This window comes from Clostridium sp. UBA4548, from assembly GCF_002387895.1.
In the GTDB taxonomy this organism is placed as follows: Bacteria; Bacillota; Clostridia; order Clostridiales; family Clostridiaceae; genus Clostridium_J.
The window spans coordinates 1-18,961 of sequence record NZ_DGLI01000039.1 but is presented as its reverse complement, the minus strand read 5'-3'; the positions used below and the strand labels follow the sequence as shown (position 1 = coordinate 18,961).

At 30.4% G+C, this 18,961-nt stretch carries 25 protein-coding genes; all 25 read left to right on the top strand.

Annotation, left to right across the window (positions count from 1 at the left end):
* Nucleotides 1-31 precede the first annotated feature (31 nt).
* The 25 genes from B3040_RS14710 (at nucleotide 32) to B3040_RS14590 (ending at nucleotide 18,823) form a co-directional block, all read left to right on the top strand.
* Nucleotides 32-814 carry a class I SAM-dependent methyltransferase gene (locus tag B3040_RS14710; protein WP_291574726.1) on the top strand — a complete coding sequence of 261 codons (783 nt, stop codon included), beginning with the start codon at nucleotides 32-34 and terminating at the stop codon, nucleotides 812-814.
* A 35-nt stretch (nucleotides 815-849) separates the two neighbouring features.
* Nucleotides 850-1,497, top strand: a complete 648-nt coding sequence (locus B3040_RS14705) for a 3'-5' exonuclease (protein WP_291574723.1) — start codon at nucleotides 850-852, stop codon at nucleotides 1,495-1,497.
* Nucleotides 1,498-1,566: 69 nt separating this feature from the next.
* Nucleotides 1,567-2,232 carry a class I SAM-dependent methyltransferase gene (locus B3040_RS14700; RefSeq protein ID WP_291574720.1) on the top strand — a complete coding sequence of 222 codons (666 nt, stop codon included), beginning with the start codon at nucleotides 1,567-1,569 and terminating at the stop codon, nucleotides 2,230-2,232.
* 107 nt (nucleotides 2,233-2,339) lie between these two features.
* Entirely contained in the window at nucleotides 2,340-2,795 is a 456-nt protein-coding gene (locus B3040_RS14695) for a hypothetical protein (protein WP_291574719.1), read from the top strand.
* Nucleotides 2,796-2,943: 148 nt separating this feature from the next.
* A complete protein-coding gene (locus B3040_RS14690) occupies nucleotides 2,944-3,171 on the top strand; it encodes a GrpB family protein (protein WP_291574715.1) in 228 nt (75 codons plus the stop codon).
* Between the two features lie 41 nt (nucleotides 3,172-3,212).
* Entirely contained in the window at nucleotides 3,213-3,764 is a 552-nt protein-coding gene (locus tag B3040_RS14685; RefSeq protein WP_291574711.1) for an AAA family ATPase, read from the top strand.
* 119 nt (nucleotides 3,765-3,883) lie between these two features.
* The gene (locus tag B3040_RS14680) at nucleotides 3,884-4,702 is read left to right on the top strand and encodes a class I SAM-dependent methyltransferase (protein WP_291574709.1); all 819 of its coding nucleotides are present in this window, start codon (nucleotides 3,884-3,886) and stop codon (nucleotides 4,700-4,702) included.
* Between the two features lie 41 nt (nucleotides 4,703-4,743).
* Nucleotides 4,744-5,283, top strand: coding sequence for a hypothetical protein (locus B3040_RS14675; RefSeq protein ID WP_291574707.1), 540 nt, complete (start codon nucleotides 4,744-4,746; stop codon nucleotides 5,281-5,283).
* A gap of 79 nt (nucleotides 5,284-5,362) precedes the next feature.
* Nucleotides 5,363-5,881, top strand: a complete 519-nt coding sequence (locus B3040_RS14670) for a GNAT family N-acetyltransferase (RefSeq protein WP_291574705.1) — start codon at nucleotides 5,363-5,365, stop codon at nucleotides 5,879-5,881.
* Between the two features lie 224 nt (nucleotides 5,882-6,105).
* Nucleotides 6,106-6,564: an 8-oxo-dGTP diphosphatase gene (locus tag B3040_RS14665; protein WP_291574703.1), complete on the top strand. Its 459-nt coding sequence runs from the start codon at nucleotides 6,106-6,108 to the stop codon at nucleotides 6,562-6,564.
* A 156-nt stretch (nucleotides 6,565-6,720) separates the two neighbouring features.
* On the top strand, nucleotides 6,721-7,083 hold the full coding sequence (locus B3040_RS14660) for a MazG nucleotide pyrophosphohydrolase domain-containing protein (RefSeq protein ID WP_291574701.1): 363 nt from the start codon (nucleotides 6,721-6,723) through the stop codon (nucleotides 7,081-7,083).
* A gap of 374 nt (nucleotides 7,084-7,457) precedes the next feature.
* A complete protein-coding gene (locus B3040_RS14655) occupies nucleotides 7,458-8,690 on the top strand; it encodes a sensor histidine kinase (protein WP_291574700.1) in 1,233 nt (410 codons plus the stop codon).
* Between the two features lie 5 nt (nucleotides 8,691-8,695).
* Nucleotides 8,696-9,571 carry a DNA-binding domain-containing protein gene (locus B3040_RS14650; RefSeq protein WP_291574699.1) on the top strand — a complete coding sequence of 292 codons (876 nt, stop codon included), beginning with the start codon at nucleotides 8,696-8,698 and terminating at the stop codon, nucleotides 9,569-9,571.
* 405 nt (nucleotides 9,572-9,976) lie between these two features.
* Complete coding sequence (gltS, locus tag B3040_RS14645; RefSeq protein ID WP_291574698.1) at nucleotides 9,977-11,185, top strand: sodium/glutamate symporter; 1,209 nt, start codon at nucleotides 9,977-9,979, stop codon at nucleotides 11,183-11,185.
* Between the two features lie 313 nt (nucleotides 11,186-11,498).
* Nucleotides 11,499-12,065, top strand: a complete 567-nt coding sequence (locus tag B3040_RS14640; protein WP_291574696.1) for a hypothetical protein — start codon at nucleotides 11,499-11,501, stop codon at nucleotides 12,063-12,065.
* An 84-nt stretch (nucleotides 12,066-12,149) separates the two neighbouring features.
* Nucleotides 12,150-12,494, top strand: a complete 345-nt coding sequence (locus tag B3040_RS14635) for a hypothetical protein (RefSeq protein ID WP_291574694.1) — start codon at nucleotides 12,150-12,152, stop codon at nucleotides 12,492-12,494.
* 236 nt (nucleotides 12,495-12,730) lie between these two features.
* Entirely contained in the window at nucleotides 12,731-14,116 is a 1,386-nt protein-coding gene (locus tag B3040_RS14630; protein ID WP_291574691.1) for a M1 family metallopeptidase, read from the top strand.
* Nucleotides 14,117-14,339: 223 nt separating this feature from the next.
* Nucleotides 14,340-14,594, top strand: coding sequence for a hypothetical protein (locus tag B3040_RS14625; protein WP_291574689.1), 255 nt, complete (start codon nucleotides 14,340-14,342; stop codon nucleotides 14,592-14,594).
* 193 nt (nucleotides 14,595-14,787) lie between these two features.
* On the top strand, nucleotides 14,788-15,234 hold the full coding sequence (locus B3040_RS14620; protein WP_291574687.1) for a GNAT family N-acetyltransferase: 447 nt from the start codon (nucleotides 14,788-14,790) through the stop codon (nucleotides 15,232-15,234).
* A 57-nt stretch (nucleotides 15,235-15,291) separates the two neighbouring features.
* Complete coding sequence (locus tag B3040_RS14615) at nucleotides 15,292-15,600, top strand: hypothetical protein (protein ID WP_291574685.1); 309 nt, start codon at nucleotides 15,292-15,294, stop codon at nucleotides 15,598-15,600.
* A gap of 22 nt (nucleotides 15,601-15,622) precedes the next feature.
* The gene (locus B3040_RS14610) at nucleotides 15,623-16,513 is read left to right on the top strand and encodes a methyltransferase domain-containing protein (protein ID WP_291574682.1); all 891 of its coding nucleotides are present in this window, start codon (nucleotides 15,623-15,625) and stop codon (nucleotides 16,511-16,513) included.
* Between the two features lie 87 nt (nucleotides 16,514-16,600).
* Complete coding sequence (locus tag B3040_RS14605) at nucleotides 16,601-17,047, top strand: GNAT family N-acetyltransferase (RefSeq protein ID WP_291574679.1); 447 nt, start codon at nucleotides 16,601-16,603, stop codon at nucleotides 17,045-17,047.
* 142 nt (nucleotides 17,048-17,189) lie between these two features.
* A complete protein-coding gene (locus B3040_RS14600; RefSeq protein ID WP_291574676.1) occupies nucleotides 17,190-17,723 on the top strand; it encodes a GNAT family N-acetyltransferase in 534 nt (177 codons plus the stop codon).
* Nucleotides 17,724-17,798: 75 nt separating this feature from the next.
* On the top strand, nucleotides 17,799-18,293 hold the full coding sequence (locus B3040_RS14595; RefSeq protein WP_291574673.1) for a GNAT family N-acetyltransferase: 495 nt from the start codon (nucleotides 17,799-17,801) through the stop codon (nucleotides 18,291-18,293).
* Nucleotides 18,294-18,325: 32 nt separating this feature from the next.
* The gene (locus B3040_RS14590) at nucleotides 18,326-18,823 is read left to right on the top strand and encodes a GNAT family N-acetyltransferase (protein ID WP_291574671.1); all 498 of its coding nucleotides are present in this window, start codon (nucleotides 18,326-18,328) and stop codon (nucleotides 18,821-18,823) included.
* The last annotated feature ends 138 nt before the right edge of the window (nucleotides 18,824-18,961 follow it).

Here is an 18,961-nt window from a genome sequence, read left to right as displayed (position 1 = left end):
TACTGGAATTTATTGTGAAGGAGAGGATTATATGGAGTTAAAATATACCTTTGATGAGGCAGTCTTAAATTATGAAAAGAGGCGCCCAAATTATGGGACGGAAATATACAAAGATATAATGGAATATGGAAAAATAACTAAAGGCAAATCACTTGTAGAAATAGGCTGCGGAACAGGTCAAGCAACAGAACCTTTTTTAAAGGCAAATTGTAAGATAACAGCTGTTGAACTAGGGGAAAACCTTGCCACTTATACAAGAGAAAAGTTTAAAGTTTATGACAACTTTAATGTTATTCAATGTGCTTTTGAAGATTATGGCTGTGAGGATGATACGTTTGATATGTTATATTCTGCTACTGCTTTTCATTGGATACCAGAAGAGTTTGGATATAAAAAGGCATATAAAGTAATAAAAAGTGGTGGCACAATTGCTTTATTTTGGAATAAACCATCACCAAATCACGAGAATAATCCAGTACATAAAAAAATTCAAGTTATTTATAAGGAGCTTTTACCACAATGGAATATTGAAGCATCCAATAACCAAGATAGACCAAGGTATTCAAGTATAAGCAAAATAGAGCAATATGGATTTATTAATGCTGAGTTTAAGCTATATCATAATATAAGAAAAATGACTGGGGTTGAATACATAGAATTACTAAACACTTATTCGAATCATATAGCTTTAGAAGAATCAATAAAATCCCAGCTTTTTCAGAGGGTAAAATCAGCAATTGAGGAATCAGGAAATGAAATAATTATTAAGGATACAGTAGAATTATTTCTTGCACAAAAACCTGAGAGAAGCTAGAAAGTGTGAAAGAACTGAAAGGAATAATAAGGATTATGGATAACAAATTATTAAAAGATACAGAGTTCTTGGTAATAGATTTTGAAACCGTAACTCCAAAGGGGCGTTCTCCAGAGCCAATTGAATTAGGTATACAAAGAGTACAGGGCTTTAGCATAGATGAAAAGGCTTCTATAAGTTGGCTTATACAACCTCCTGAAGGATGTCATCTTACAGAGCGTGGTATAATTCAAACTGGAATTAAAGACAGAGATTTGATAGGAAAGCCCTGCATAGATGAGGTTATGAGAAAGGTCAATAATTCATGCGGAAAAAAGGATTATGTATTTATAGCTCAAAATGCAAAGTATGAAGCTAGTATCTTATCTCATCATACAGAAAAGTATGATGCTATTGCTAAAACCCCTATAATGGATACTATCTTGCTTGGGAAATATGTATTACCTGATTTAACAAATTATAAACTAGATACCTTAGCTCAGGCTTTAAACTTAGAAATACCTGAGAATAGGCATAGAGCCTTGGCGGATTGCATACTAACTGCCCAGGTATTCTTAGGATTATTAGAGGTGCAGAAGAAGAAAAAAGAAATAGTTTACTTAGAGGAGTTACTAAAGATTGCTGAGATAAAGACAAAGTACAATCAATCAGTACAGGTTAGTTTGTTCGATTGCACTTGTTAAAAATACAGTTAAAGCAATGTATATGTTAAATTGAAACAAGTTAAGTTTATTAAATGATATGGGGGAACTATGATTAAATCAAGAGCATGGGATTGGGATAAAAATAAAATAGATTATTGGTTAATGCCAACCACTGAAGCAAGTTTTTTAGCTGAAAGTTGGAAGTTAAAAGGATATAGTAAATTTCTAGATTTGGGATGTGGATTAGGAAGACATTCTATATATTTTGCAAGGCGAGGATTTGAAGTAAGTGCAATTGACTTATCAAAGAGTGGAATTAGCCACTTGAAAAGTTGGGCTAAGGAAGAACAGATGGAAATTCAAATAGAGCACAGCGATATGCTTAAGTTACCTTTTTCTGATGAAACCTTTCACTGTATTATGGCTTATAATGTAATTTACCACACAGATACAGAAGGATTTATAAAATCACTAAAAGAAATTACTCGTACACTTAAAAGAAATGGAGAGTTATTTATAACTTTAAACTCAAAGAATTCAACAACATATGATAATGCTGATAAATATGTAAGAGTTGATGAAAATACAATTTTGAGAGATGAACATGATACCGAAAGAAATGTTCCTCACTTCTATGTTGATATAGAAGATATAAAGAAGTATTTCTCAGACTATGAATTTGTAAAAATACCTGTTGAAGAAATAGAATACTATGACATTGATAATACAAATAAGTTTTCAAGGCATTTCAAGTTGTTATTAAGAAAAAAATAAGCTTTTTTTATGAAGCAAAAAACAATTTACAATAATCTTTAGGCTATATAAATAAAAAAATATTAAAGAGACTTATTAAAATATGTAAATTGAGGGGGAGAGTATTTATGAAATTTGATGAAGAATTAATAGAAACTTATTTAAGAAAATGGCAAGATGTTTTAAGACTAAGAGACTGGGATATAAAATATGAGGTTGTTAATACGGAGTGGCGTAAGACTGGCGATATTAAAATAGATGTGACAGACAGAAAAGCCATATTAATGATAAATAATTACAATCCAAAGCAAACTAATTTAGAAGCATTGATTATACATGAGCTACTGCATTTGAAACTATGGGGAATGGATCAAATGATTGAGCAACTTCTATATTCCGTCTTTGGACAAGATGAAAATGATCCTAAATTTAATTTTGCCTATGACCAATTTATGAATGTATTAGAGACTACCGTTGAAGATTTGGCAAAAAGTTTTTTAACCTTAGGTGGAGAAAATAAGGAAATCTCATTTGGAAGAGTTCAGCAACAAGTATATAAGGAGTTAAATAAGGATAATCAATAAGTTAAGAGTTACTTCGGCATTCTAAAATAAGAAACTAGGAATTTATGATAAAAATACAGGATTCATGTCTTCTCAAGAAAGTCCATACCTGCAATTATACTTTAATAAAGGTTATACAAAATAAGGGTTTGCAGAAAAGATATATCACTTGCATGTTCCCAACTTCGATAATTGGAGTGAATTATATTTTAGAAATTACCTTTTGGAATATAAAGAGGTTGCTGATGAATATGGAAAGCTAAAATTAGGACTTATTGATAAATATAAGCATAATAGAGATGGATATACCAGTGCTAAATCAGATTTCATTTTGAAGTACACAAAAATGGCAAAAGAAAAATATGGAGATAGATATAATCCAGTAAAACAAGTATAACTAAGTAAATATTATTCATAGTTAATAAGAGAGGTGTTATTTTGAAATTAGTTTTTATTGTTGGAGATAGTGCTGTGGGTAAGATGACTGTTGGACAAGAACTTGCCCAAATTACAGATTTGCGGTTATTTCATAATCATATGATTATTGAACCCGTATTAGATATATTTGGATATTTTAATGGAAAAGCCATAGGTAAAATAAGACAAGTTATTTTTGAGGAATTTGCAAGTTCTCAGCAATATGGAATGATTTTTACGTATATGTGGGCCTTTGACCAACAAGCAGACTGGGATTATGTTGAGGGTGTTTGTAATATTTTTAAAAAACATAATGCAGATATATATTTTGTGGAGCTTGTGGCTCCTCAAGAAGTTAGATTACAAAGGAATGCTACTGAAAATCGTCTGAAAAATAAAGCTTCAAAGCGAGATATTGAAGCATCTAATCAAAGATTAATAAATGACAGTATAAAGTACCGTTGCGTAAGCAATGAAGGTGAAATTCCATACGACAACTATATAAAAATAGATAATTCCAATCTTTCACCAGAAATGGTTGCTAAGCTGATAAAGCAGCGATTTCAGCTTTAATTATCTAAGGGTGGTAGCTCTGAAATATGAGTAGAGAAATTATAGAAAAGAAATAGTTTACTTAGAGGATTTATGTACATTATATAATTATTTAAAAGTATATAAGAGGTGGAGAATTTATGATTAAGAAAATTGAACCTTATAAAGGAATTGCTGAGATATATGATGAAATAAGACCATCATATCCAGAGAAGTTAATTGAAGATATTATCTCTAAAACTGATTTAAGTTTGAATAATAGCATATTAGAAATTGGTGCAGGCACTGGAAAGGCAACTGTACAATTTGCAAAGAAAGGATTTGCTATAAATGCCATAGAACTTGGAGAAGATATGGCTGCAATACTAAAGAAAAAATGTACAACTTACCCAAAGGTTTCAGTTGATATAGCTTCTTTTGAGCAGTGGCAAGGGGACAACAATGAGAAATTTGATATGATATATTCAGCTCAGGCCTTTCACTGGCTAGATAAAAATATTAAATACAAAAAATGCCATGAACTTTTGAAGGACAATGGGTTTCTTGCTTTATTTTGGTACACATCAAATAATGATGAGTTGTCTGAAACAATGAGAATAGGAGAAAATATTGATAGCATAGTTAATAAATATGTTTCAAGTTATTCTATAAATAGTGAAAAACCACAAAGAAAAGAGCATGATGGAGTCAGTGAGGATGATGAAAGAAAATCAGAGATTGAAGCATCAGGATTATTTGAACTAGTGGAAAAAATAAAGTATACAGAGGAAACAAAGAACAATGCTAAACAATATATAAAAGTTCTCAATTCAGTCCCAGCCTTTGCATCAAAAGTTGATGGTTTAAGTCAGTTGGCAATTGAAAATATGAATAGGGAAATTGAGGAGTTAATAAACAGTAATGGTGGTTATGTAGCAGCATTATTTAACTTTACTTTGTATATAACTAAAAAGATATAATAAGTAGTATTAATAACAATATATATATGGGGGAGAATTAATTGGGGGATAAAAAAGTGGTTGTGATATTTCCAGGAGCAAATTACAGTGTAGATTGTCCGCTATTGTACTATGCTGGTTTTAAATTTGAGCTTCGGGGATATGAAAAAGTAGCTATTAATTATAAGAATTTTCTTAAACAGGATAAATCATTTGAAGAGTGTGTAAGGGATATAAAGAATTCAGTGTTAGCCCAATTACAGAACTTTGGATTACCGAAATATGATGATATAGTATTTATTTCAAAAAGTCTAGGAACTGTAATTGCTGGATGGATTGAGGAAGAACTATGTATTAAAGCAAGACACATATTTTTGACACCTATAGAAGAAACCTTGCCTTATATTAAATATGGAAAAGGTATTATTGCTGTAGTTGCAGGTACAGCGGATAAGCAGTTAGATGCTGATATTCTAAGAGAGCATTGTAAAAAAGAGAATATATATTTAAAACAAATTTATGGGGTTGGTCATAGATTAGAGTTTTTGGGAGATATGGATAAAAATATAGAAATATTAAGAGAAGTAGTAGCTATATATTAAAAAGTTCAAATTCAACATGTTTTAGTATGAACTATGAAATATTTCAAGTTAAAGTTATAAGATATGAGGGGGAGAAAAAATGATAAAAGATTTAATAAGCAATAAAAATATAATAATTAGAGATGCAGAACCTAAGGATGCTGAGGAAATGATACTGATGGTTAAGCAAGTTATGGAGGAATCTCCATTTTTTCCATCAACAGCTGATGAATTTAATATTACTGTGGAGCAAGAAGAACAATACATATTAAGCACTGCACTTTTTTTAGTTGCAGAAATTGAGGGGAAAATAGTGGGTTCTGCTTCTTTAGATAGGAGTAATAAGAGTAAGTTAAATCATACCGTAACCTTTGGTATAACTATTTTAAAAGAGTATTCGGGGAATGGCTTAGGCAGTTTTATGATGAAGAATATTATTCAGTGGTGTGAGTTTAATGATGTTGAAAAAATTGAGTTAGAAGTTTTTGAAAACAATATACGGGCTATTGGTCTTTATAAAAAATTTGGTTTTACAGAAGAAGGAAGAAGAAAGAAAGCGGTAAAAACCAATGACGGATATATAGATTCGATTATAATGGGGAAATTTCTAAAAGATTAGTCATTATTAAGGTAATTAATAATAAAGAGAATAAGAGATGAGTCAGTAAATACTAGTGGAGTTTTTAATAAAAGATAGATAGACAAACTCCATAAAGAAAACCCTATAGGATTAGTTAAATCATAAGTAAAATGAATTTAGATTACAGTATCTTTAAGGGGATTACTGCTAATCTTAAGAGAGAATTGGGAAATCGTCATAGAAATATTAAAAGGGAGATAAAAATGAGTAAGTGTGAGAAAGCAATAGTAACAGTTTTGTGTATGGTTTATGATGGGGACAAGATTTTGCTTCAAGATAGGGTGAAAAAAGATTGGAATGGACTTACCTTTCCAGGGGGGCATGTTGAAAAGGAGGAATCCTTTGTTCAGGCTGTTATCCGTGAAATTTATGAAGAGGCTGGTCTAACTATAAAAGAGCCAAGATTATGTGGGGTAAAACAGTTTCAGACTGATGAGGATGAAAGATACATTGTATTGCTCTTTAAGACAGATAAATATGAGGGCACTTTAGTTTCTTCAGATGAAGGAGAAATGAAGTGGATCCATAGGGATTTATTAAAAGATTATGCATTAGTAGATGACTTTATAGAGTTACTAAAGGTCTTTGATTCGGATAATTATAATGAATTTATATATGAGAGAAATAAGTCAGGTGAGGATTGGATAGTAAAATTGCATTAATAGGCAATTTAAAGTAAGTCATTGCTGTGAAGATACTTAAATATGAAGTAGTCCCTATAATTTTGGGGCTTTTTACAGCTAGTTAAATATATTATTGCCTTGGAAATGTAAAGCTTTCATTATCATAAGAAAAAATAAAATAATATGGAGTGTATTATGTCAGATTTAAGAATATCAGAAATTATGTCAATGCAAAATGAATTACAAGAAAAATACAAAGGTAAATGGATGCATCTAACCCCTGACAATGGTCGGAGCAGTTTATTATGGCTCATTGAAGAAATGGGAGAGGTTATAGCTATCATTAAAAAGCGCGGGGAAAAAGATATAATGAATGACTCTGAAGTAAGACAGGCTTTTGTAGAAGAGATGATAGATGTAATCATGTATTACACTGATGCTTTGGCTTGTTATGGAATTACCCCAGAGGAGTTTTCAGAGACCTTTATAAAAAAGCATGTTAAAAATATGGGGCGGGACTTTGTCACTGAGCATAAGGAGTTTTTACAAAACAAGTAGAGTATCCTTTTAAGAATAGAGTAAAACAAACTAGATTATAGGTTTATTTTTAAAATTACTATGATATAATATAAATAATAAATTTAAAGGCTTAATGTTAAGTTATGTAGATATTCTCAGCTTTAAGCTATTAAATTAATTACTAGGGTGAGAGAAGCACTAATCTTAGAAAGATGGAGTGCCTTTTTCTTTGCTAAAAATTCAAAGATACCTTTATTTAGTCCAAAAATGCTGCCAAAGCAGCTTCACAAAATGAACTTGTTCATTATTTAATTATGAAGAAATATACCTATAAAAAACTAATATAAAAACTTCATATTGCAGTATTATAGAAATTTATACAAAGAATTTTATTAGTAAATGAGGGAAACAAGGTGAAGGAAAAGAAACTTTTTTTTATTGTACTATTAATAACATTGTTTGCTCAGGTGTACTTTTATCCCTTTCAAAGTGACTTAAAACTTTCAATAGGGGTTATTATTTTTAACTTTGTTATTTTATCGAGAGAAGATATTGAAGAAATTACCTTAGGGGTACTTTGCGGAATAGGCGTGTTATTAGTAAGAACTATTATAAATGTATTAATATTTAAATCTGAAATTTATCAAGGAATGATTTTTAACTTTCCTTCATTTTTATATTATTTAATCTTAGGAATTTTAATAAAGGCAACTAAAATAAGACAACATAAGGACAATATTAGCTATAGCTTCTTGCTTCTTGCAACTTTAGATTCTTTAAGCAATATTTTTGAAGCTTTGATAAGAAGAAATGTAAGTATTAAGGTTCTTAAGGTGATTGTTTTAGCGGCTATTATAAGAAGTTTAATAGTTTACCTATTAAGTTTAGCGCATAAAAAAGAAAAATTGTATATTTTAAAAAAAGAACATCAGGAAAGATACACTCAATTAAATTTGCTAATGTCTAATATTCAAAGTGAGCTGTTCTATTTGAAAAAATCTATGAAGGATATAGAAAAGGTCATGGGAGAAAGCTATAGTTTATACCAAGAATATAGCCATGAAGAAAAATTAAAGGAAAAAACCTTAAATATTGCTAGAGAAGTACATGAAATTAAAAAAGATTATCATAGGGTTACAAGTGGATTAGAAGACTTAATTAATAGTGTGGAAAATCAAGAGGTTATGACCTTATCCACAGTGTTTACAATTATAAAGGATAATACAAATAGATATATTAATGCTAATAGACTATCAGTAAAGTTACAGTTTTCCTTTGAAAAGGATTTTGAAATAATACCTTACTATAGCTTGTTTGCAATATTAAATAATTTGATTATAAATAGTATAGAAGCCTGTGAGGACAAGTGCAATATCGATGTCATAGAACAGGAAAGGGACGGAAACATATACATAAAAGTCGTAGACAATGGACGTGGAATTGAAGAAGAAGTGCTGCCTTATATATTCAACCCAGGTTTTACAACAAAATTTCAGGAGGAAACTGGGACCTCTTCTACAGGAATTGGATTAGCTCATGTAAAAAATATTATTGAAAACTTAAAGGGAGCTATTTCTGTAGAGTCAAAATTACAGGAAGGAACTACATTTTTAGTGAGAATTCCTAAAAATTCATTGAGCAGGTGATAAGTATGGAAAAGACTTTTTTAATAATTGATGATGATGTTAACATAAGAAAAATGCTTGGAATTATAATAAAAAAAAATAATTTAGGTCGTGTAATTTGCGAATTAGACAGTGGTGAGCATGGAGCGCAAGAAATCTTGTTTTATAACCCTAGTATTGTGCTTATAGATCTATTAATGCCTGTTAAGGATGGTATTGAAACTATAAATTCTGCTACTAAAATGGGGTATAAAGGAAAGTTCATTATGATATCTCAAGTGGAAGATGAAGCTTTAGTATCAAGAGCTTACGAGAGTGGAATAAAGTTTTTTATAAGCAAACCTATTAACAATATAGAAGTTATAAAGGTTATTAAGGGTGTATGTGAGAATATTGACCTAGAAAATTCATTGAATTTAATTAAAGATGCTGTGTTAAACTTAAAGGACAGTGGAGCTAATACAATTGAACAGTTGGATATAGATAAGAAAATAACTAATATTTTTACGGACATAGGAATTTCAGCGGTAATTGGAAGTAATGATTTAAGAAAGATTATTTATAAAATATTAGAGCAAAGAAGGAAAAATCCTTCTTTGAATTATGTATTGCAAGACATATATGAAGAAGTTGTTGAAGAAGAGGGGGTTAAAGAAAATACTGCTGCAAGCAAGAAGGCTCTAGAACAAAGGGTGAGAAGAACAATTCAAAAGGCCTTTACTACTATAGCGGAATTGGGCTGTGAGGATTATAGCAACAGCATTTTCACAGAATACAGTACCTTGATTTTTGATTTTAAACAAATAAGACAAGAGATTAGGCATATAAATAATCCTGCTGAAGAGCCTGGGAAGATTAGCGTGAAAAAGTTTATTGAAGGCATTATTGCAAAACTAAGTTAATTATACTTTTAAAGTTGCTACTGAGAATGAAATTGTTCGTTATTTAAAAGGAAATTTGGATTAAAGGTCTTCTATAATTCTTTGATGATTAAAGAAGATTAAAGTATAATGCAAGTGTTGAAGTAACAGAGTGACATAAAAGGTTTAAATACTTTGTGGATTAGGTAGAAACCCTTAAAATTACCTTGAGGAAAATAAGTTACTCATATAGGTAAGCACTATAATGTTAGTTATATGGTTATAAAAATCACATTAGGTAATTTGACATACTTTGTTTACAGATTGTTATTAATAATTAGAAAATTTAAAAATATTTTTCGGAAGTTTCCTGTAGTATTTTGTTGTTTGATGTAGTAACTAGCTATAATTAATTTTATATTAATTAATTATGGAGGAGGGAAATATATGATTTTAAAATTGGACATGGTTCAAACAGCAGCAATTGGAGTTATAGTTTTATTTATAGGACAGTTTATAAAAAGCAAAGCAACTTTTCTTGAAAAGTATTGTATACCTTCACCAGTTATAGGTGGTTTATTGTTTGCAATAATGACTTTAATTTTGAAACAAACGGGTATGTTAACTCTAGAAATGGATGCAACCCTACAAAAACTATTCATGACTGTATTTTTTACAACTATTGGATTTACAGCTAGCTTTAAGCTATTAAAAAAAGGTGGAGTACAAGTCTTTATATTTCTTGTTATTTCCGTATCTCTTGTAACTCTTCAAGATTTTACCGGAGTTTTTTTAGCAAAGCTATTTAAACTTAATCCACTTATAGGACTTTCTACAGCTTCTGTTCCTATGGTAGGAGGACACGGAACTGCAGGAGCCTTTGGACCGGTATTTGAAAAGGCAGGAGCAGTGGGAGCTACTACTGTAGCCATTGCATCAGCAACTTTTGGACTTATAATGGGAAGTATGATTGGTGGACCTATTGCTAAGAGATTAATAGATAAGAATAATCTTCTAGCAAAAAAGAAAAGCTTTTCAGAAGTAGCTCATGAAGAAAGTGCAGCTACTGAAGAGGGAAATACTAAGAAATTAATTCCTAACAACTTTATGAATGCAACAGCACAAATCTTTTTAGCTATGGGAATTGGGACAATCATTTCAGAACTTCTTCAAAAAACAGGCATGACATTTCCTCCATATATAGGTGCTATGTTTGCTGCCGCTATTTTAAGAAATTTATCTGATTCTACTAGTAAATTTAAAATTTATGGAGATGAAATTGATATCTTAGGAAACATTGCATTATCATTATTTTTAGCCATGGCTTTAATGGCATTACAGCTATGGCAGTTAGCGGATTTAGCATTACCTTTAATTATAATGCTGTTATCTCAAACATTACTAATGGCTTTATTTGCTTACTTTATAACCTTCAATCTAATGGGTAGGGATTATGAAGCAGCAGTAATAGCTTCTGCAAACTGTGGTTTCGGAATGGGAGCTACACCAAATGCAATGGCGAATATGGAGGCTATTGTAACAAAGTTTGGACCAGCACCAAAAGCCTTTTTCATTGTGCCTTTAGTAGGAAGTTTATTTATAGATTTCTTCAATGCTGGTATAATAACAATATTTATGAACTTCTTTGTTAAATAAGGAGAAGATATAAAAGAAATAATTTAATAATTTAACTTACTTTAAATCGCAGATTTTCCCTTAAATAATGGAGAGAAAAGCTAGAGTTTAGTCTAATTAAGACTAAGACTCTAGCTTTTCTCTTTTTATAGTTAGATTTCAATTCTTGGTTTACAGTATATGTGATAAAATATAAATAGTGGTAAAGGAGAAATGACTTATACATGAGGGAACATGTTAGATCTTATTGGTAAAGATAATTTTACATAGAGTAAGATACTATAAATTTTTGTTGGCGTAGCAATTTAGTGAATATTTTAGAGGGGGATATTATATGGAATTGATGGATTATTCTGATTTTCAGGAATTATTGAAGGGTTCTCATGGTAGTTATTATGAAGGAAGATGGGCATATTTTAGTGAAGTTATAGGTGTTATTAAGGAAAATAAACATATACAAAAGGTTTTGGAACTAGGACCATCGGTTCAAACTGTAGTGAAAAACTGTGACATTATGGTTAAGCCAGACAAGGATGTATGGGGAAGGCCAGAAAAGTATGTAGCAAAACAGTATGAGCATGATGCAACGGTAACACCATGGCCAATAGAGGATAAGGAATATGATTTATTCATTGCATTACAGGTATGGGAGCATTTAGGTGGAAAGCAGAGGGATGCATTTAAAGAAGTTATGAGAACTTCTAAAATGGCAATCTTAAGTTTCCCTTATATGTGGGATTGCCCAAAAGATAATGCAAACTATCCAGAACACCACATGATTGATGAGAAGATAATCGGGGACTGGACTTTAAATGTAGAGCCAGTGAAGGTAATAAAAATACCTAGGACTGGTGATAGAGTGTCTAAGGGGCCAAGAATAATTTGTTTTTGGAAATTTTAAAGGTTAAAATCTTTTGTAATATGATTTTCTTGAAAAGTGTTTTGATATTAATATAAAAATAAGTTTTAAGTAAGGAGTATAAAAATGCAGGGTAAAACTATGGTTAATATAGCTAAAAAACAGTTTAACTTATCATTTTCTATGTTAGAACAAATGATAGAAAAATGTCCAGATGACTTGTGGAATGAGAAAAAGGGTGGATTTGTTTTTTGGCAACAATTATTGCATGCCTTTACAGGAATAAACTTTTGGCTGAGAACAAAAAATGAGAAATTTATAGAACCCTTTGCTGATAAGAAGGTTTACCCAGAGTTAGATAATGCCCCTGAAAATCAGCTAACTAGAAGTGATATAAAGGAATATAAAAACTTTGTAAAAGAAATCATTGAAGCCTTTTTTGGGGACAAGGATGATTTGGCTTGTCTATAGCAGTATTTTATATGATAAGATTACAAATTTGGGTGTGATATTCATGCAGATAAGACATATACAATATCATGTTGGACATTGTAATAGTATTTTGAGAGAAAATAACTGAGAAGCTGTTGATTGGCTTGATTATTTTGGAGAGTAGCAATGAAAGAATCAATAAGAATTCATGGATATAGATATAAATTTTATGAAGATAAATAGTAACTAATATTTAACTTAGGAGGGTGTAATTTTTGAAACAGAATTGTGAGTTATGCAAAATTACAAACTATAATTTACATTTTGATGTTGAGCCAGAAAAAGGTTTCTTTAATTCACAAGGAACTATCACTATACTTAATGATACAAAAGAAGCTTTTAAGAAATTAAGTATAATGTTATATCATGATTTAAATGTAAAGAATATTAGGAATACAGAAAACGAAAGTTTAGCTTTTTTACAAGAAAAGGTTTCATTAGAAGACGAAGAAAATTACCTAGTAAATTACATAACTATAAGTTTAAGTGAAGCTTTGCAACCTAATGAACAAATAAATATATCAATTGAATATGAAGGAAGTCTTAATGGATATTCAAAAGTAATGGCATACGTAAAAGATAAAATTCATAAAGAGTTTTCTATTCTTCGGCCTGATTGCCATGCTTATCCTATTATTGCAGAGCCAAGTTTTATAAGTATTTTAAAGAGTTATGAAAATAAATTTACTTATAACATCTTAGTAAAGGTTCCTAAGGTCTATAAGGTGGCATGTGGGGGAGTGTTGAGAAATGTTACAGAAACAAATGATTATAGCATCTTTAACTATTCAAGTGTTTCTCCTACCTGGAGATTTGATATTACTGTTGCAGATTATTCAATTATAGAAGACAAAGATATTAACTTAAAAATTTTTGTATTTCAAGAACATAAAGCAAACGCTGAAAAAATTGTAATAAGGGAGATAAAAAGATCTTTTAAGTTATTTGAAGACTTGTTTGGAGATTTTCAGGAGGATAAATATTTTACTGTAGTTGAGACAAAAGAAGCCTATGGATCACAAGCAGGAGACAATTATATTTTGATGGAGGAGCATGGATTTAGTAAGGATATTAAAAAGTTAACTCATTTATATCACGAAGTTGGACATGCTTGGAATGTTAAAGCAAAACATGATATACAAAGAACTAGATTTTTCGATGAGGCCTTTGCTTCATATTTTGAAGCACTAGCAATTAAGAAATTTTACGGGTATAAAGAATTTACTGCAAAAATGGACCTCTATAGAAATTTATTTATTGAAAGTGTTAATGCAGACAAAATTAACTTTAGTACACCTATATGTAACTATGGGAAATATGAAATAGGTAATAATAGCTACACCAAAGGACCATGGGTACTATATTTACTTAATGAAATTTTAGGGGATGAAGTTTTTTACAAGGCTATAAGAAATTTCTTAAATAAGTTTAGGGATAAAGAAGTTGATTTTGAATACTTCAGGGAGGCAATTGAAGAAGTTTCAAACATTGACTTAAGTGTGTTCTTTAAAAAGTGGATATACGGAATAGAATCATCTGAGTTTTTATATAGTGATGTTGACGTAAAACATATGATTAATAACTATAAAAGTGCAGAGTGAGGTTTATTAAAGGAGTTACTATAGAAGTGCATAAGAATTCATAAAGGCCTTAAAACCCGCATAAATACTATATATTGTTATATTCTTTTATTTATAACAATATTTCTTGTTATAAATATATAAATACAAGCGGTACTTATGAAGCATAGTAAGCTTTAAAAATTTGTAGTATATTGCACGTTTCTTATGAGTGTAATGGGGAATTAAAGAAGGGGAAGAGAATATGGATGATAGAGTAAAAGCATTAAGTGGTGGAAATTTAGATATAGATTTGGCAAGTGAGGGTGTTGATTGGGCACAGACTCAATGTCCCTGGAACGTTGCAGAAAAAACCAATGAACATAAATGTGCGATAAAAGGGACCTCAATATGCAAATACTTTTGTGGAATTAAATTTTTAGATAGCGTATTGTGTAGTTATCCTTATGAAAATAAAGAGGTACTTACAAGAAACGATATGGATAGGGATTTATGGTAAAGTTGAAATTTGTTGAACTAAACCAAGCAATATTTATAGGATAACTTTCTTGCAAGGTGATTTAAGGTAAGTCCTTATAATATACCTTAAAATTTATATGTTTTTAACGAGATTTTAAAACATAGACTGAAAGTAAGGAAACAAATACTGTGAAATTGAGTTCAAAGTTAAACTATATTAATGGGGGTTTTTCATGAGTGAGGTTATACGTTTAGCTAGATATGAAGAATTAAAAGAAATATTAAAACTTTATAGGCAGCTACAACCAAATGATCCTGATGTTAGTGATAATAGTGAGCTAAAAGATATATGGGACTCAATATATAAGGATCCAAATCTTTATTATATTGTGGTTGAAGTAGAGGGGAAGATAGTTTCTTCATGTAATATATCTATTATAAAAAATCTTACAAGAAATTTACGACCTTATGGATTAATAGAAAACGTCGTTACAGATTTGAACTATAGAAAAAAGGGTTATGCAACTAAGGCACTAAACTTCTCCCTTGATATTGCTAAGAAAAACAACTGTTATAAGGTAATGCTCTTAACTGGCTCAAAAAAGGAAGCAACACTTAAATTTTACGAAAACCTGGGGTTTGAAAGAGGTGTGAAAACAGGATTTGTAATAAGTCTTTAGTGGCTTTAAATATACTGATACTATTAAATTCTCAGTAAATAATGTGGAGGGGTTAGTTTGGGTAAGTATAATATTTTTATATGCATTTTTGGAGTAGTGTATCTAGTATATGCATTTTTATTTAGAAATAGAATAACCATCTATAGTAAAAGAAGTGGAATGATAGTTTTAAATAATGAAAAATATTTTAAGCTACAATTATATTTTTCTATTTTAAATTCCTTGTGGATCATAATCGTAGGTATAATAGCAACTAGAGAGAATCTTGTTACTCCAAATATATTATTACTGCCCATTCTCTTTCATCTAATAAATTGGTTATCAACTTTGGTTGCAAGAAGAAAAGGGTATATTGATTACGATTAATGTAAAGCATGGAGGTAAAGTTATGAAGGAATCTTATTGGAATGGAAGATTAGAGTTTTTAAAAGCTATCCGCACTGGATGGTGTAATGAGGATTATATAGAATTTCTCGTTGAAAAGGTTTGGAAAATTAATAAGCCAGTAAATGTGATAGATTTTGGGTGTGGCTTTGGATACATTGGATTATTATTAATGCCGCTATTGCCTGAGGAAAGTACATACACTGGAGTTGATATTAGTGAAACACTTTTAGAGGATGCAAGAAAGATTTTTGCAGAGTCAACCTTTGTTACTAATTTTATAAAGGCAGATTTAAACGAATATGTAGCAAGGGAAAGTTATGATATAGCTATATCTCAAGCAGTTTTAAGGCATATCCCTAATGCAAAAGGTGTTCTTGAAAAAATGGTTCAATCAGTTGTAAAGGATGGTCTTGTGATTTGTATGGAAGGCGATTTAGAAATTGAAAAGACAGGTCAGTATTTTAGCGGATTAGATTATACTGAACTTGGCATGATACCTTTACATCGTAAAATGTACAAGAAGGAATTAGAAAACGGAGGAAGAGACTATAGAATTGGAGTTAAAATTCCTGTACTAATGCAAGAATTAGGATTAAACAATGTTGGAGTTAGAATGAATGATAGGGTTAAATTTATAAACCCTTTTGGGGATAAAGAAGAACATGAAAAGCATTTTACTGCAGTTACTTCAGCTTGGGGATGGAACAAACAGTTATCTGAAGATGAGGTCGTAGAATATAAAGCTAGTCTTATAAGTAGAGGCTTAAGTGAAGCGGAAGCTGAAACTTATGTAAGGGGTGAGGTTAAAATAAGAGATTATGTTATAAATAATAAGGATAAAGCTTATATTATTCAAAGTCCATGTATTCTGATATCTTATGGTAGGAAGTAGAAAGTTCATTCCATGACAAGGAAGAAACAACTAAAAACTATAAAACTATAGCTTATGAAGCTATTGGGAACATTGGGGGAAAATACTATGAAAAATATACATTTTAAAGCTATTGATAGTACTAATGAAAGCGAAGTTAGAAATATAAAGTTAAAGCATGGACAGGAGAAGTTTATTGAAACTGTGGATCATTGTTTAGAAGAAGCAAGTATTTATAGTCAATGGCAGCCAGTGGCCGTGTATAATGGTGAGGAAGTTGTTGGCTTTGCCATGTATGGGTCTTTTGGACCCAATAGGGATACTTGGATTGATAGAATAATGATAGATGAAAAATATCAGGGTAGAGGCTTTGGTAGAGCTGCAATGGTAAAACTTATCGATATAGTTTCAAAGAAATATGAAGTAAACGTAGTATACCTAAGTATAATTGAAGAAAATAAGGTGGCTCGTAAGTTATATGAAAGTATTGGATTTCAATATATCAATGAAAAGGATGAAAACGGAGAGCCTATATTTCAATATGTGATTTCGTAATACAGCATCATGATTACTTTAAAAGAGAAATAACAAATACTTTTAAGTATAAATAAAATTATTCTTAAATTCAAATATATTATCTAAATAAAATAATTTTTATAATTAAATTTATAAAATATTTGGTAGGAGAAAATTTATAATGAACGGGTATTTTATGACAACAGAAAGATTAGGCTTTTCATTATGGAGAGAAGATGACATAGGAAAGGCTACTGAACTTTGGGGAAATCCTAAGGTTACAAAATTTATAACTGCTAAAGGAAATATCACTGAGGAAGAAGTAAAGCAAAGATTAAAGAAGGAAATAGAAACCTTTGAAAACAGTGAAATTCAGTATTGGCCAATTTATTTACTAGAAACAAAGGAATTTGTTGGATGTTGTGGTTTAAGACCCTACGATTTTAGTATGAACATTTTAGAAATGGGCATACATTTAAAAGAAAAGTACTGGGGACTTGGACTAGCGGAAGAAGCTTGCTATGCAGTTATGAATTATGCTTTTAAAACCATTAAAGTAAGTTCACTTTTTGCAGGGCACAATCCCAATAATAAGGCATCAGAAAAGCTACTTAAAAAACTTGGATTTAAGTATACTCATGATGAGTTTTACCAACCAACAGGGCTGAACCATCCATCATATTTAATGAGTAAAAATGATTTCAAATTCATATAGTTTATTTTATAAAATTGCCTAGTGAAAAGTGCATAATTCCAGAATGTTTCGTAGAGATTTGAGGGGGGAATTCAAATGATTTTAGAAACAGAAAGACTTATTGTTAGAGAATTTACTGATGAAGACATTGATTTAATATATGATATCAATAATAATCTTGAATGTATTAAATTTAATGGATGGGATTCAATGTCTTATGAACGTTGTCAAGAAGAATTTAGAAAATGGATAGAAAAGTACTCTTTTAATCCAGGCACTGGAGCCTTTTGTGTAGAAAGAAAAACAGGAAAAGTTAAAATTGGCATGGCATTTATAGTTAGTACAGATAAGGTTGGGGAATACGAAGTTGGTTTTAGGCTGAGTAGAATTCATTGGGACAAAGGGTATGCAAAAGAAATAACTAAAGGTTTTATAGAATACTCAAAAAATAACTTAAAGGCTTCTGCTGTAATTGCAGAAGTATATAAGGCCAACATAAGGTCTAGAAAGGTATTCGAAAAGTTAAATTTTTCAAAGTTTCAGCATCCTCATGGAGAAGATGGACTTGTTTATAGGTATAATATTGAGTAAGGTCAAAGAGTTTTTAGTAAAGGGGATAATTTATGGGGATTAAAGAAATTACTCAACCAGATATTATTGAGATACATATGGAATTAAGATTAAGAACTCCGAATAAGAATCAATGGAAAGACGCCTTATCATGGTATGAAAATCCAAAGGTACTGTACTATTCTGAAGGAGTTGCTGATAAGGTTTATGACATGGAAATAATAAAGAGAATGTATACATATCTAAGCAATGTTGGAGAATTATATTTTATTGAAGTATTAGAAAATGATGCTTGGAAGCCAATTGGAGATGTAACTTTGTCTGAAGAAAATATGCCAATTGTCATTGGAGAAGAAGCCTACTGGGGAAAAGGAATAGGTAAAAAAGTAATAAGTAGCCTTATTCAAAGAGCAAAAAAAGTTGGGCTAAAAAAGCTGATAGTTCCATCAATTTATTTATATAATAACCGTTCAGAAAATTTATTTGTGTCCTTGGGATTTATAGAAGTAAGTAAGAATGAGAAAGAAAAATCCTTCGAACTGGTTATGTAATAAAAAATCGAGAAAGAAACAATAAATGTTAATTATTTAGGGGAATTGTTATAAATTTTAGTAGAGTATTTTCGTCTTTTAAAAAGGCACCATATCCAGCAGTAATGATGCTGATTTCGAGTGTGTAAATAAGTCTGT

Excerpts from the sequence above, each read along its gene's own strand:
- B3040_RS14640 (WP_291574696.1), top strand. The coding sequence starts at position 11,499 with ATGGAATTGATGGATTATTCTGATTTTCAGGAATTATTGAAGGGTTCT.
- B3040_RS14625 (WP_291574689.1), top strand. The coding sequence starts at position 14,340 with ATGGATGATAGAGTAAAAGCATTAAGTGGTGGAAATTTAGATATAGAT.
- gltS (WP_291574698.1), top strand. The coding sequence starts at position 9,977 with ATGATTTTAAAATTGGACATGGTTCAAACAGCAGCAATTGGAGTTATA.
- B3040_RS14590 (WP_291574671.1), top strand. The coding sequence starts at position 18,326 with ATGGGGATTAAAGAAATTACTCAACCAGATATTATTGAGATACATATG.
- B3040_RS14605 (WP_291574679.1), top strand. The coding sequence starts at position 16,601 with ATGAAAAATATACATTTTAAAGCTATTGATAGTACTAATGAAAGCGAA.
- B3040_RS14610 (WP_291574682.1), top strand. The coding sequence starts at position 15,623 with ATGAAGGAATCTTATTGGAATGGAAGATTAGAGTTTTTAAAAGCTATC.
- B3040_RS14710 (WP_291574726.1), top strand. The coding sequence starts at position 32 with ATGGAGTTAAAATATACCTTTGATGAGGCAGTCTTAAATTATGAAAAG.
- B3040_RS14695 (WP_291574719.1), top strand. The coding sequence starts at position 2,340 with ATGAAATTTGATGAAGAATTAATAGAAACTTATTTAAGAAAATGGCAA.
- B3040_RS14660 (WP_291574701.1), top strand. The coding sequence starts at position 6,721 with ATGTCAGATTTAAGAATATCAGAAATTATGTCAATGCAAAATGAATTA.
- B3040_RS14595 (WP_291574673.1), top strand. The coding sequence starts at position 17,799 with ATGATTTTAGAAACAGAAAGACTTATTGTTAGAGAATTTACTGATGAA.
- B3040_RS14670 (WP_291574705.1), top strand. The coding sequence starts at position 5,363 with ATGATAAAAGATTTAATAAGCAATAAAAATATAATAATTAGAGATGCA.
- B3040_RS14650 (WP_291574699.1), top strand. The coding sequence starts at position 8,696 with ATGGAAAAGACTTTTTTAATAATTGATGATGATGTTAACATAAGAAAA.
- B3040_RS14705 (WP_291574723.1), top strand. The coding sequence starts at position 850 with ATGGATAACAAATTATTAAAAGATACAGAGTTCTTGGTAATAGATTTT.
- B3040_RS14665 (WP_291574703.1), top strand. The coding sequence starts at position 6,106 with ATGAGTAAGTGTGAGAAAGCAATAGTAACAGTTTTGTGTATGGTTTAT.
- B3040_RS14635 (WP_291574694.1), top strand. The coding sequence starts at position 12,150 with ATGCAGGGTAAAACTATGGTTAATATAGCTAAAAAACAGTTTAACTTA.
- B3040_RS14620 (WP_291574687.1), top strand. The coding sequence starts at position 14,788 with ATGAGTGAGGTTATACGTTTAGCTAGATATGAAGAATTAAAAGAAATA.
- B3040_RS14600 (WP_291574676.1), top strand. The coding sequence starts at position 17,190 with ATGAACGGGTATTTTATGACAACAGAAAGATTAGGCTTTTCATTATGG.
- B3040_RS14680 (WP_291574709.1), top strand. The coding sequence starts at position 3,884 with ATGATTAAGAAAATTGAACCTTATAAAGGAATTGCTGAGATATATGAT.
- B3040_RS14700 (WP_291574720.1), top strand. The coding sequence starts at position 1,567 with ATGATTAAATCAAGAGCATGGGATTGGGATAAAAATAAAATAGATTAT.